The organism is Eggerthella sp. BIOML-A1 (assembly GCF_009875595.1).
In the GTDB taxonomy this organism is placed as follows: Bacteria; Actinomycetota; Coriobacteriia; order Coriobacteriales; family Eggerthellaceae; genus Eggerthella; species Eggerthella lenta.
In genome coordinates this window covers 239003-251970 of the sequence record NZ_WWRZ01000001.1, presented here as the reverse complement: position 1 = coordinate 251970, position 12968 = coordinate 239003, and the positions used below count along the sequence as shown (strand labels likewise).

Annotated in this window: 9 protein-coding genes and 1 tRNA gene; 4 read left to right on the top strand and 6 right to left on the bottom strand. The window is 63.7% G+C overall.

What is annotated here, in order from left to right:
- Positions 1 to 167: 167 nt before the first annotated feature.
- The 4 genes from GT590_RS01070 (at position 168) to GT590_RS01055 (ending at position 4624) form a co-directional block, all read left to right on the top strand.
- A complete protein-coding gene (locus GT590_RS01070) occupies positions 168 to 737 on the top strand; it encodes a QueT transporter family protein (protein ID WP_009305400.1) in 570 nt (189 codons plus the stop codon).
- A gap of 166 nt (positions 738 to 903) precedes the next feature.
- Positions 904 to 2211, top strand: a complete 1308-nt coding sequence (locus GT590_RS01065; protein WP_009305399.1) for a glycosyltransferase family 2 protein — start codon at positions 904 to 906, stop codon at positions 2209 to 2211.
- A gap of 122 nt (positions 2212 to 2333) precedes the next feature.
- Positions 2334 to 3257 (top strand): sulfite exporter TauE/SafE family protein, encoded by a 924-nt coding sequence (locus tag GT590_RS01060; protein WP_009608420.1) that lies wholly within the window; start codon positions 2334 to 2336, stop codon positions 3255 to 3257.
- 50 nt (positions 3258 to 3307) lie between these two features.
- Positions 3308 to 4624: a histidine kinase gene (locus tag GT590_RS01055; protein ID WP_009305397.1), complete on the top strand. Its 1317-nt coding sequence runs from the start codon at positions 3308 to 3310 to the stop codon at positions 4622 to 4624.
- A gap of 70 nt (positions 4625 to 4694) precedes the next feature.
- Here the strand turns inward: GT590_RS01055 and GT590_RS01050 are convergent.
- From GT590_RS01050 to GT590_RS01025, 6 genes are all read right to left on the bottom strand, one after another.
- Positions 4695 to 4770: transfer RNA gene (locus GT590_RS01050), tRNA-Arg, on the bottom strand.
- A 106-nt stretch (positions 4771 to 4876) separates the two neighbouring features.
- The gene (pknB, locus tag GT590_RS01045) at positions 4877 to 6880 is read right to left on the bottom strand and encodes a Stk1 family PASTA domain-containing Ser/Thr kinase (RefSeq protein ID WP_015761515.1); all 2004 of its coding nucleotides are present in this window, start codon (positions 6878 to 6880) and stop codon (positions 4877 to 4879) included.
- A 75-nt stretch (positions 6881 to 6955) separates the two neighbouring features.
- Entirely contained in the window at positions 6956 to 9730 is a 2775-nt protein-coding gene (locus GT590_RS01040; protein WP_161170793.1) for an FtsW/RodA/SpoVE family cell cycle protein, read from the bottom strand.
- Positions 9727 to 10914, bottom strand: a complete 1188-nt coding sequence (locus tag GT590_RS01035) for a Stp1/IreP family PP2C-type Ser/Thr phosphatase (RefSeq protein ID WP_009305394.1) — start codon at positions 10912 to 10914, stop codon at positions 9727 to 9729. Before GT590_RS01035 ends, GT590_RS01040 begins: the two co-directional genes overlap by 4 nt.
- Positions 10914 to 11327, bottom strand: a complete 414-nt coding sequence (locus tag GT590_RS01030; protein WP_009305393.1) for an FHA domain-containing protein — start codon at positions 11325 to 11327, stop codon at positions 10914 to 10916. The genes GT590_RS01035 and GT590_RS01030 overlap by 1 nt, the downstream gene beginning before the upstream one ends.
- A gap of 21 nt (positions 11328 to 11348) precedes the next feature.
- Positions 11349 to 12593, bottom strand: coding sequence for a DUF3662 and FHA domain-containing protein (locus GT590_RS01025; RefSeq protein WP_086414169.1), 1245 nt, complete (start codon positions 12591 to 12593; stop codon positions 11349 to 11351).
- Positions 12594 to 12968: the final 375 nt, after the last annotated feature.

Here is a 12968-nt window from a genome sequence, read left to right as displayed (position 1 = left end):
CCCTCGGCCGCGCCTCTGCTATACTTCCTTTCGGCCTTTGCCGGTTGCGAAACTCACGCTCGCATCCGTCGACGGCTCCGCGTTTGCATCGTTGGGCCCTGCACTCGCGGATTACTAGCTGCCCAAAGCCCGCGGCACCGCGCCGCGCGGAGAACAGGAGCATATCCATGAACAAGAAGACGACGTACGTCGCCCAAGCGGGCATGATCGCGGCCGTGTACGCGGCTGCCACCCTCATCACGCTTTTGGCGCTGCAAGGACTGGCTTGGGGGCCGGTGCAGTTCCGCATCTCCGAGGCGGTGTGCGTGCTGGCAGTGCTTACGCCGGCGGCCGTGCCCGGCCTCACTGTCGGGTGCATCATCGCGAACCTTATGGCGCTCGCCATCAACGGAACGGGGGCGCTGGGCATGCTGGACGTGGTGTTCGGCAGCCTGGCCACGTTCCTTGGCGCGCTGTGGTGTTGGAAAATGCGCGAGCGTCCGAAGCTGGCGCTGCTGGGCCCCGTGATCGCGAACGCGCTCATCGTGCCTGCGTATCTACCCCTTCTGCTGCAAGGCCTGGGCTACTACACCATCCCGTTCACGTCTATCGCGCTCGACGGGCTGTACCTGCCCATGTACCTGTTCGGCGTGGTGGCCACCGGTCTCGGCGAAGCCCTGGTCATCTACGTGTTGGGGCTTCCGCTGCTCTCCGCGCTCAAGCGCTTCGACGTGGTGAAGAAGGCAGTAGCCCGCTAGCGGGAAAGCAGGCGCGGAACGCGTGAGCCGCGCCTGCTTTCTTTTAATATATGACCAAATAGCTCGCCTTCACTGATTCGATGAATTGACAAGGCTGCGGGGCGTATATCGCTACAATATGGGGTTGGGCCGAGCCCTCGCAGTTGTACCCGAGTGAAGGACGTGCATGAACCCCGTTATTGTGATCCCCACTTTCGTGTCCGCGCGTCGCCGCAAAGAAGGCGGCAGCGTGCTCACGACCTACGATCACGCGACTCCCATCTCGCAACCCGGCGAGCTCCCGCGTTTGCTTGCGTCGTTGCAGAAGGTGCGCGGCGCCGGCCAGATCATCGTGCTCGTGGTCAGCGAGCCGTCGATCGAGAACCAGGCGGCCGAGAAGGTTCAAAGCGTTGTCTCGCGCTTTCCCTCGCTGAACACCGTGGTCATCGGCGCTCCCGAGCTGGCACTTATCCAGCAGCGCATGGAGCAGCTGGGTTTGGGCAAGCTGCAGAAGGAGATCGGCCTGTCCGGCTACGGTGCGGTGCGCAACCTGGGTCTGGTGATGGCCGACGTGCTGGGCTTCGACTCGGTGGTGTTCCTCGACGACGACGAAGTGGTGGATGACGCCGACTTCCTGCAGAAGGCCATGTACGGCCTGGGCAAGCTCACGAAGAAGGGCATTCCCATCCTGGCCAAGACCGGCTTCTACTTCAATTCCGAAGGCTCCTACCTGTCGAAGAGCCAGGACAAGTGGTACAACCATTTCTGGCAGCAGGGAAAGGCCTTCAACAAATGGATCTCGAAGGCCATGCGCGGCCCTCGTCTTTCCCGATCGAACCATACGTGCGGCGGCTGCCTTGCTTTGCATAAAGAGGCGTTCAAGCGTCTGTCGTTCGATCCTTGGATCGCGCGCGGCGAAGATCTCGATTACATGCTTGACCTGCGTATGTACGGTTCGGACATCTGGTTCGACAATCAGTGGAGCCTGCGCCACCTTCCTCCCGAAACCGAGAGCGAGGGCACGCGCTTCCGTCAGGATATCTTCCGATGGCTCTACGAATACCGGAAGATGGAGTACAGCCGCACGCAGATCGACCTTTTGCAGGTGAAGCCGTCTTCGCTGGAGCCGTATCCGGGCCCGTTCCTTGAGCCAGGCATCACGAAGCGCATTCGTTTGACCGCCTTTCTGAGGAGCTTGGCGCGCCCCGACAAGAAGGCGTACCGGAAAGCGGCGAAGGCGGCCACCGGCGAAGCGACGACGTATGCCCAGCGCAACTGCTCGAAGTACTTCGAGTTCCAGTTCGTGTGGCCGGAGCTGATGGCGCGCATGGAGAACGATCAGATCCTGCGTACGGCGCTTATGCAGTCGGCCGCGCAGCGCCAGGCCAGCGCCGGCAACGGAGCCGATCGACTTGCTTCGGCGCAGGCGGCCATCGCGGCGGCCGGCATCGATCCGGGTGTGACGAGCGAGATTCGCCTGAACGTCGCGGAATAAATAAGCACGCTCGGCAACGTTTGCATGACGGAGCCTCCACGGGGCGCAGTCTAAGCTGTACGATGGCGTGCAGTTGAGCGGCTCGCGTGTTGAGAGATCGGGAAAGGATCGGGCGTCAAACTATGGATGTGCTCGCTATGTTCGTGCTGCCGGCTATTGCCGGCGTGGCTATCGGAATTTTGTCCGGATTGCTGGGCATCGGAGGCGGCACGGTCATGGTTCCCATCTTCCGTTTGGCGTTCGGCATGAGCCCCGTCGTTTCCACGGCCACGTCGCTGTTCGCCATTATTCCCACGTCCATATCGGGCGCGGCATCCCATATACGCCATAAAACGTGCATCGTGTCGCTTGGCGTGGCGGCAGGCCTCGGCGGAGCGCTCACCTCGCCTTTGGGCGTGTGGCTTGCGCAGATTTCGCCCGCCTGGATGATTATGGTGGCTGCGGCGCTCATCATCGGCTGGTCGGCGGTGAAAATGCTGGGCAAGGCCTTCAAGATGCGCTCGCAGAACCGCACGCAACAGCATGCAGCGTCGAGCAGCACGATCGAGCCGGACGAAGCCGCCATCGAGCGTGTAGGCGACGCTGCGGCGAACGACGACGCGATTGACGATCCGACGAAGGTGAGCGCGCAGGCTGGCGCTGCCGTCGACCCTGCGCCGCGCAAACTCACGCGCAAGCAGCTGCTCATCGGCGCAGGGATCGGCCTGGGCGCGGGCGTGGCATCCGGCTACGTCGGCGTGGGCGGCGGGTTCATCATGGTGCCCCTCATGCTGTCTCTTATCGGCATCGAGATGCGCCAGGCGTCCGGCACGTCGCTGATCGCCGTGATGATCCTCGCCATTCCCGGCGTCGTCGAGCAGGCGTTGCTGGGAAACATCAATTACGCGGCGGGCATTGCCATCGCCGTGGGCTCTATTCCCGGCGCGGTCATCGGCGCGCGTCTTGTGCGGGTGGTTCCCGAGCTCGCATTGCGCTTCGTCTTCGGCTTCTTCCTGATTGTGGCCGCCGTCATACTTGTTCTCAACGAATTCGGTATACTGGGCTGATGGGCTCAAGCGCGCTGCTTGGGCAGGGTTGAGCAACGCGGGGAGGTACCATGCAGGAAGAGACCAGGGAGTCGAAATCGGCGCTGCCGCGCTTCTTCACGCTCGAGATGTTCATGTTCACGGTGACGGCGCTTTCGGGTCTTGTGTTGCTGTGGTCCATCGCGGTGCCGTATCGCAATGTGGCAATCATGGTATGCGCAGGCGTGGTGTTCACGCTGTCCATAGTGGTGGTCATCCGTCTCATCATGGATCCCGATTCGGTGCGCGCTCGTCAGTCTGACTCCATGTTGAAGCTGGCTAGCCAAACGCTGACCTGCATGAACGACGGCATGGATTACAAGGCCGCGCAGAAGATCTGCGGGTTGCTGCTGCCGTCCACCGCGGCTATCGCCGTGGCTATCACCGACAAAAAGCAGATTTTGGGATACGCAGGCTTCGAGGAAGCTCAGAACCTGCCGGGCAGCATCATCCGCACCCACGCGACCCATGCCACGCTCGCCGACGGCAAGTTGCGCATCCTGTTCACGCCCGAAGATATCGGCTTCCCCAGCGAGTCGTCGAATATCAAGGCGGCCATCATCGTGCCGCTTGCCGTAGGCCGCAACGTCGAGGGCACGCTCAAGTTCTACTATCGCCGAGCGAAGCACATCAGCGAGACGCAGAAGTCCATCGCCGAAGGGTTCGGCAAACTGCTGTCCACGCAGATGGCGGCATCGGCGCTGGAAGAGCAGACGCAGTTGGCCACGCGCATGGAGCTGAAGATGCTCCAAAGCCAGATCAATCCGCACTTCTTGTTCAATACCATCAACACCATCGCCTCACTCATTCGCACCGACCCCGAAACGGCGCGCAAGTTGCTGCGCGAATTCGCCGTGTTCTATCGCCGAACGCTTGAAGACTCCGCCGATCTGATCGTGTTCGCGCGTGAGATGGAGCAAACGAAGCGGTACTTCACGTTCGAAGTGGCGCGTTTCGGTGCCGACCGCGTGGAGATGGAGATGCGGATCGATCCTCGTGTGGAAGACATGCTGGTGCCGCCTTTTTTGCTGCAACCGCTCGTGGAGAACGCTGTACGCCACGCCATGCCGAGCGAGGGGAAGTTGACTATCGAGGTGACGGGCGAGGTCACGGGCAACGACGTGATTGTGCGCGTGTGCGACAACGGCGTGGGTATGACCGAAGAGGCGCGCTGCAACATTCTTCATCCCGAATCGTCGCTCGGCCTCGGCATCGCGGTGAAGAACGTGCACGATCGAATCTGCGGCTACTTCGGTCCCGGTACGCATATGGAAGTGGAAAGCGAGCTCGGCAAGGGAACCTGCGTGATCCTCGTATTGAAGGAAGGGGCTCTGCGCGAGTACCAGTAGGAGGAGGGCGGAACGCGCTTCCGGCTTGCAAGAAGAAACGGCGCCCGAGAGGCGCCGTTTTGCGATCAGATGGTGCCCCCGGCGCGATTCGAACGCGCGGCACCCGCTTTAGGAGAGCGGTGCTCTGTCCCCTGAGCTACGGAGGCGCGTTTGATATTGTAGCATTAATCGTCCGGCTTGCCCCGAGCTTGCAGGACGCCTTGCAGGACGCATAAAAAAAGCGATGCGCCCGAAGACGCATCGCGGAGATTCCTAGTTCTTGTTGGTGTCGTCGGTTGGCTTGGGATCCGGCGTGGGGGATGGCGTAACTGCCTGGAAGGTCACGTTCACGTTGACGTTCGCCTTCACATTCGAGATGGTGAAGGTGCCGCCTGACTTCGGCACGTCGTCCAAGCCGCTGGCCGATGCTACTTCGTAGCCGCTATCGGGCGTGATGGTGATGGTGACGCTGTCGCCCTCGGTTACCGACGAAGCGCTGGCCGAGATCTTGCCGCCTCCATTCGCGTTGACCGCGACGGAGAACGTCTTCTTCTCGGGCCCCTTGCTCAGCGTTAGCGCCACCAAGCCGTCCTTTTGCAGCTTCGAGCCTGCTGCGGGTGTTTGGGCGAGCACCGTGCCTTCCGGCTGGTCGCTGGCCTCGTAGGTGTAGTTGTCGGTATCCACGATCAGGCCTGCGTTATTCAGCGTGGTCACGGCGTTTCCGCGCGACATGCCCACCACGTTGGGAACCTCGATGCCTTCGGAGCCTAGCGACAGGTAGTACGTGACCACGGTGTCCTTGGCTACGTTCTCGCCTGCTGCGATGTCCTGGCGCGCCACGTGGTCTTTCTCGACGGTGTCGGAGTACTCGGCGGCTCCCTTTGCGTACTTCAGCCCGCTGGCCGTGAGCGCTTTCTGCGCTTGATCGGCAGTCATGCCCGTCAGATCGGGCACGGTGATCTCTTGCACGCCCTTCGACACGGTGAGGTTGATCTTAGTGCCCTTGGCCTGCTTGCTGTCGCCCTTCGGATCCTGGCTGATCACCTTGCCGGATTCGACCTTGTCGTCGAACGACTCCTCCACCTTCCCCAGCTCGAAACCGGCTCCTTCGATGGCGGCTGTGGCCTGATCCACCGTCTGGCCTACCACGCTGGGAACGGCGACCTTGTCTTTGTCGTTCCCGCTGCCCGACATGAGGGCGAACGCGATGCCGCCTACCACGGCAAGAGCCGCGATGATGCCGATGACGATGGCGATGGTCTTCTTGTTGTTCTTCTTCCCGCTGGTGTTGTTCGCGTTGTAGGAGCGCTGCGCCGCGGTGGGGGATGCGGGGCTGACGCCGCCCATCGCGGGCATGACGGCCGTGCCGTCGGCCACGCCGACGGGGGGCACCACGCCGCCCATGACCACGGTCTCGGCGCTGGTGAAGCCTTCGCCCAGGTTGACGGGCCGTCCGGCCAGGTAGTCGTTCAGCGCGAGGCGCATGTCCTTCGCGGTGGCGAAGCGGTCGGCCGGGTTCTTCGCGATGGCCTTCATGATGATGGCCTCGAGCGCGGGATCGATATCGGGGTTGATCTCGCGCGGCGGCACGGGCAGGTCGTTGACCTGCTTCATGGCCACGCTCACGGCATCGGGTCCGTCGAACGGCAAGCGTCCCGTGGCCGACTCGTACAGCACGATGCCCAGCGAGTAGATGTCGCTGGTGGCGGTGAGGTCCTTGCCCTGCGCCTGCTCGGGGGAGATGTAGTGAGCCGTGCCCAGCACCGAGGAGGTTTGGGTCATGACGGAATTCTTCGCGCGCGCGATGCCGAAGTCCATGACCTTCACGTTGCCGTCGGGCTGCACCATGATGTTCTGCGGCTTGATGTCGCGGTGGATGATGTCCAGTCCGTGCGCCACGGAAAGCGCCTGGCATACCTGCGAGCCGATCTCGGCGACTTTGCGCTGGTTGATGGCGCCGCGCTCGATGATGGCGGTTTTAAGGTCGGACCCGCGCACGAACTCCATGACGATGTAATAGGTGCCCTCGTCCTGACCCCAATCGTACACGTTCACGATGTAGGGGCTCTGGAGGTTGGCTGCAGCGGCGGCTTCCTGCTTGAAGCGCTGCGTGAAGTTCGGGTCGGCGGCGTATTGGGGCAGCATGACCTTCACGGCGACCAGACGGCCAAGCACGTTGTCCTGCGCCCGGTACACCTCTGCCATACCGCCGATGCCGATGCGCTCGGTTATCTGGTAGCGGTTGTTGAATACCCTGCCTATCATGTTTCCGGTCACGTTTTAGCTCCTTTAGGTTACATGCTGGGCTGTATACTTCTTCCAGACAGTATACGGGCCATCAGCATACCTTATCTACAAAAGTCCCTGAACTTCCAAAGCTGTTTTCAATACATTCTGCGCTTTAGCGGTTCCCACTCCCTCTTCGCCGTCCTCGATGACGATGGCCACCACGACGCGCGGATCCTCGGCCGGCGCCATGCCCACGAACCAGCTGTCGTTGCCGTTCTCCTTCTCGGCGGTGCCGGTTTTGCCGGCTACGTCGATGCCGGGGATGGCGGCCGCGGTGCCGATGCCGTTCTGCACGACGCCCAGCAGCACGTCGCGCACGCGTCCGGCCGTGGTCTTGCTGACGGCTTGCATCAGTTTCGTCGGAGAGGCCGAGAAGCTGCGTTCGCCGTTGGCGTTGTTCACGCTGTCGACGAGGTAGGGCTGCATGATGACGCCGTCGTTGGCGATGGCTGTGCCCACCATGGCCATCTCGAGCACGGTGGCCTGGGGGCCGGCCGGGCTCTCGCGGCCGGGGCGCGTGGTGTCTCCCACCGGCTCGCCGGCGGCTGCCCATGCCAGCTCCCAGGGACTCTTTTGCAGGTCCTCGGCCGAGGGCATGAGTGATTCGGGCGTGTACAGCGGGAAGTCGATCTCCTTGTTGAAGCCGAAGCTCTCGGCTCCGGCGACCAGCTTGTCAGCGCCCATCTCTACGCCTAGCTGGCCGAACACCGTGTTCGACGAAAGCTCGGTTGCTTGGGCCAAGGTGAGGCTGCCGTAGTTCGCTTTGTTGAAGTTAGAGACGGTTGCGTTGCCGATCTCCATGGTGCCGGGCGAGGAGAACACCGTGTCCTCGTCGGCCACGTCGTCCTCGAGCGCGGTGGCCAGCGTGACGATCTTGAACGTGGAGCCCGGTGCGTACAGCGATCCTGCCGCGCGATCGACGAGGGTGCTGTCGTCAGGGTTCGCGTTCGCCTGCTCGATGACCGCCGCGAAGTCGGCCGCGTTGTATGTGGGAGCCGAGGCCATGGCCAGGATGGCGCCTGTGTCGGGATCCATCACCACGCACGCGCCCTTGCGTCCGGCAAGCGCATCCTGCGCGGCTTGCTGGATCTTCGAGTTGAGGGTGAGCGTCACGTCGTTTCCCGCGGTGCCGATGCCGGCGAACGAGTTCAGCACGTCGGTCCACGATGCGAAGTTCTCTTCGCCTTTCAGCGTGTCGTTGTACGCCTTCTCGATGCCGGAGTTGCCGAACTGAGGCGACGAGTAGCCTACCACGTGGCTGGCCAAGTCGCCCGCCGGGTACTCTCGCTCGTAGGTGCCGTCTTCCTCCTTCACGCTGCGCGCTAACACCACGCCGTCGTACGTGGCGATGGTGCCGCGCTCCGAGCGCGCTTCTTTCGCAAGCGTATGGTTGTTTCCCGGCATGTTCTGGTAATAGTCGGCCTGCACCACCATGATGAGCGTGAGGTTCGCTACCAGCAGCGCGAACAGGGCGGAGCACAAGAGCATGCTGTGGTTCAGGCGCTTGCCCAGCGACACGCGGCCCAGTACGCTGTTGGCGTGCAGCGAGGTGGTGGCGCTGGCCATCTCCTGACCCACGCCCGTGCCCTCGTCGCCGCAGCGCAGCAGGAAGCCTACGATGATGAAGCTGGCCAAAAGCGACGAGCCGCCCTGGCTGATGAAGGGCAGGGTAAGACCCGTCAGCGGGATGAGCCTGGTCACGCCGCCTACGATGATGAACGCCTGCAGCACGATCATGGACGTGAGACCCACGGCCACAAACGAGCTGACGTCGCTCTTCGCGCGCGCCGCCGTCACGAAGCCGCGCACGGCGAAGCACAGGAACAGCAGCAGCACGCCGGCCGCGCCCAGAAGGCCGATCTCTTCTGCGATGGCCGCGAAGATGAAGTCGCTCTCAACGACGGGGATCTGTTCGGCCAGGCCGCGCCCGATGCCGACGCCGAACAAGTCGCCGTCGGCGATGGAGTAGATGGCCTGCGTCAGCTGGTAGCCCGTGTTCTGCGCATCGGCGAAGGGGTCGAGCCAGGTGTTCACGCGCACCTGCACGTGGCCGAAGGCCATGAACGCGCCGATGCCGCCGATGGCGATGAGACCCAAACCGATGACCAGGTAGAACTTCTTTCCCGTAGCCACGTACAGCATGACCAGGAACACGAAGAAGAACACGAGCGCGCTGCCCAGATCCTTCTCGAACACGACGATGACCAGCGCGATGCCCCACATCAGCAGCAGCGGCAGCAACGTTCGGATGTCGGGAAGCCTGAACGGGCCCACGCGCCAGGTGAACACCGACAGCATCTCGCGGTTCTGCGCGAGGTAGCCCGCCAGGAACAGCACGATCACGATCTTGGCGATCTCGCCCGGTTGGAAGGAGTAGCTGCCGATATGCAGCCAGATGCGGCTGCCGTAAATCTCCTGGCCGAGGCCCGGAACCAGCGGCGACAGCAGCAGCAGGAAGCCCACGATCATGAGCGTGTACTTGTAGTTCGCCACCTTGTCGAGGTTGCGCACGAACACCAGCACCAGCACCATGCACGCTACGCCCACGAACAACCACATCACCTGGCCGACGGCCAGGTTGGGCGCCAGGCTGGTGACGAACGCGATGCCGATTCCGGACAGCGCGAACGAGAGGGGCAGCAGGGCCGGGTCGGCGTTGGCGGCGAACTTGCGCACGGCGAGGTGCGCGATGACGAAGGCCACGAAGATGGCCGCCGGCACGCCGAGGGTGGTCATGTCGAGCGATTGCCCCTGGTTGATGGCGATCATGGCGAACAGCAGCGCCACCACGGGCGCCGCCACCAGCAGCAGGACGAGTTCTACATTGCGGCGCGTCACGCGGCACCGCCGTTCTTAGCGTCCGACGCATCCTTCGCGTCCGCGTTTCGGCCGCTTTCGGCGTTGCCGCCTTCCGCCTGGTTCTTGGAGCGTGCGGCGATCTCGTCCTCGTACTCCTTCACGAGAGCATCGGCCGCTTCCATGTCGTCCACGCGAATGCCCTCGTTCAGCCGGTTAGCCACGCCTGGTTGCAGATCGGCCACCGTCACGTCGGTGGTGCGTTCCAGGTGCGAGAACGACAGCCCCAGCACCGAGCCGGGAACCCCCCGATAAACGGCCACCTTGCCGTTGTCGTTTGCCAGATAAGCGGCGGTGTTCAGGTAGGTTTGCGTGCCCCAGGCGGCTCCGGCGACGATGGCCGCGAACAGCACCAGCACCAGCGCAATGGACAGCTTGGTCTTGCGCGCAAGCTTCTTACGGCGCACTTCGGCGTAGCCGGTCACGTCGGCCACGATGACGGTGACGTTGTCGTGGCCGCCCGCCGCGATAGCCTCGTTCACCAGCTGCGACGCGCAGCGCTGCGGGTCTTGCACGCGGCGCAGGGTATTCTCGATCTGGTCGTCGAAGATCATGCCCGACAGGCCGTCGGAGCAGATGAGCAGGCGGTCGCCGGTTTCGACGTTGATCTCGTAGATGTCGGGGTGGAGGTGCGCGTCGCTGCCCAGCGCGCGCGTGATCACCGAACGCTGCGGATGCGTGCGCGCCTCTTCGGGCGTGAGCTGCCCGGCCTCGATCATGTCGGCCATCAGGCTGTGGTCGCGCGTGAGCTGCTGGAGCTTGCCCTGGTGCAGCAGGTACGCGCGCGAGTCGCCTACCTGGGCGATGACCAGTCGCTCGCCTTCCAGCATGGCCGCGGTCATGGTGGTTCCCATGCCTTGGCGGCCGCGCCCTTCGCGCGCTGCTTGGATGACGGCGCGGTTCGCCTCCTCGATGGCGCGGCCGAGCGCTTCCCCGTCAGGATGTTCGGGGGCAAGTTCGGACAGCACGCGCACGGCTATCTCGGACGCCACTTCGCCTGCGGCGTGGCCGCCCATGCCGTCGGCGACGGCGAACAGGGGCGGCGTGACCACGAGGCTGTCCTCGTTGTGATCGCGAAGGCAGCCGATGTCGGTGCGGCTGCCGAACGAGGTGAGCGCCCCCTTGCGGGTGCGCGGAGTGGATTTGTACGAACGATCGGCGGCCATTAGGCGAACCTCACGCGAATGGCCACGTCGCCCACGTTCACGACGTCGTTGTTCCGAAGAGCGGTAGGCTCGGTGATGGGCTGGCCGTTCACGCCCGTGCCGTTCGTGGATCCCAGGTCCTCAACGAACAGGTTCTGCCCCATAAGCTGGAAACGCGCATGGCGGCCGGACACGTATCCGGCACCCACCACGATGTCGGCTCCGGGGCTGCGGCCCACGATGACGGGCCCGCGAACGACGATGGATACGCCGCGCAGCTCCTTCGGCCCCTTCTCCACCGAGAGGTTCCAGGTGCGTTCCTTCTTGCGCTGGCCGCGCACCAGCCCGATGCCCGTTTTCATAATTGCGAACAGGAACAGGTACAGTAGCGCGACGAACAGGAGGCGTACGATAAGAAGTACGACGTCGATCACGGGTTATCCTTCCGTTTCCGCTCAGGCTTGGGTGAACATGAAGTTCGTCATGCCGATAGTGATGCGGTCGCCTTCGGAGAGCGGCTGGGTGGCAACCTCGCGGCCGTTCACCAGGGTGCCGTTCGTGGAGCCGAGGTCGGTGATAGTCCATACGCCTTGCGGTTCGAAGCGCAGCTCGGCGTGCGTGCGCGATGCGTTCACGTCGTGCACGGCAATGTCGTTCTTCGACTCGCGGCCGATGAGCAGGCGCGCCGACGCCAGGTCGTACGCGCGGTTGTTCGTGGTGTCGATGAGGCGGGCGCGCACCGCGGCCTGCGCGGGCATGGGGGTCGCCGCTTGCTGCCCGCCGGCGAACACGACGGTTTCGGCGGCCATGCGCGGCTGGGCCTGCGGTTGCGGCTGCGGGGCGGGGTAGGGCTGCGACGTCGCGGCGCCCATACCCGCTCCGGCAACGGCGCCGGCGGCGACTCCCGCACCGGCTGCGGCTGCGCCGATGGCGAACGGATCCACGGCTTCGGGACGGTCGAGAGGCTGGATGCTGTCGCGCTGCTCGTCGAAGTCGCGGCTGTCGAAGGTGTACTCGCCGTAGTCGATGGATCGGTCGATCTCGTCTTCCGGCACGTAGGGGAGCTGCTGGGGCTGGCCGTACGCGTCCACGTTCATGGGCGCGGGCTCGTACTGGCTTTGGGGATCGTACTGGTCGTAGCCGCCGTACGGGGCGGGCGCGGGAGCCGGGGCGGCGTAGTCCTGGTTGTATCCGCCGTACTGCTGCGGAGCCGGCGCCTGAGGGCGCTGCGCGGGGTAGGGCTGCGCGGGGGCGCCGTACCCGCCGGGCGCGGGAGCGGCGGCCAGGCCGTAACGATGCATCTCCTCGGCGCGCAGCTGTGCGATGATGGGAGCGGCCACCGCTTCGGCGATGATGTCGAACTTGCCGTGCTTCAGGTCCTCGTCCACGATGAAGCGCACGAGCGGCTGGCCGTCCATCACGAGGCCCTGTTCGGAGGCCTTCGCAGTCAGGTACGTTTCCGTCTCGCCCGCCAACGTGGGGTAGTAACCCATCAGGCGGCGGTCGTCGTCCGGGTTCACTAGCACGGTGTACAGCGTGGGGGCGTACTGCTTGCCGGCGCCAACCATCTTCTCGCGGCGCATCTGCTTCTCGGCCTTTTTCGCTATCTGGACCGGCGAGATGGGAGCGTCGAACATCTTGTCGGCAGCGCCCTCGAACGTGTCTTCCATCCTGCCTTCGAATCTCGAAAGAAAGCCCATTGCATCTCCTTTAATGGTGCGTGGCTCGAACCTCGGCGGATGCCGGGTTCGCGCACGGGAGGCAACGCCGCGCTGGCGTGTTCCGCGCGATCGCGTGCCCAAACGCAACCAGGTTACTTCGTGTGTCCCTGCATATGACTATGCAATGTTCCATCTTGCCATAAACCCCCTGCCCGCGCCCCATCCTTTACGCAATCGTCATTATTGTGAAGCGGGGCTTGCGCGAGGGCGTGGACGATTGGAAGCGGGAGTTACGCGAGAGTGCGGGTGACTGAGAAGCGGGAGTTAAGCGAGGGCGTGGACGATAGGGAAGCGGGAACAGCTCGAAGGCGCTGACGATAGGGAAACGGGGGCTGCGCGAAGAAGCGGACGAGT

Bases quoted from the DNA above. Each gene is read 5' to 3' on its own strand.
- GT590_RS01070 (WP_009305400.1), top strand. From the start codon at position 168: ATGAACAAGAAGACGACGTACGTCGCCCAAGCGGGCATGATCGCGGCC.
- GT590_RS01060 (WP_009608420.1), top strand. From the start codon at position 2,334: ATGGATGTGCTCGCTATGTTCGTGCTGCCGGCTATTGCCGGCGTGGCT.
- GT590_RS01055 (WP_009305397.1), top strand. From the start codon at position 3,308: ATGCAGGAAGAGACCAGGGAGTCGAAATCGGCGCTGCCGCGCTTCTTC.
- GT590_RS01025 (WP_086414169.1), bottom strand. From the start codon at position 12,593: ATGGGCTTTCTTTCGAGATTCGAAGGCAGGATGGAAGACACGTTCGAG.
- GT590_RS01065 (WP_009305399.1), top strand. From the start codon at position 904: ATGAACCCCGTTATTGTGATCCCCACTTTCGTGTCCGCGCGTCGCCGC.
- GT590_RS01035 (WP_009305394.1), bottom strand. From the start codon at position 10,914: ATGGCCGCCGATCGTTCGTACAAATCCACTCCGCGCACCCGCAAGGGG.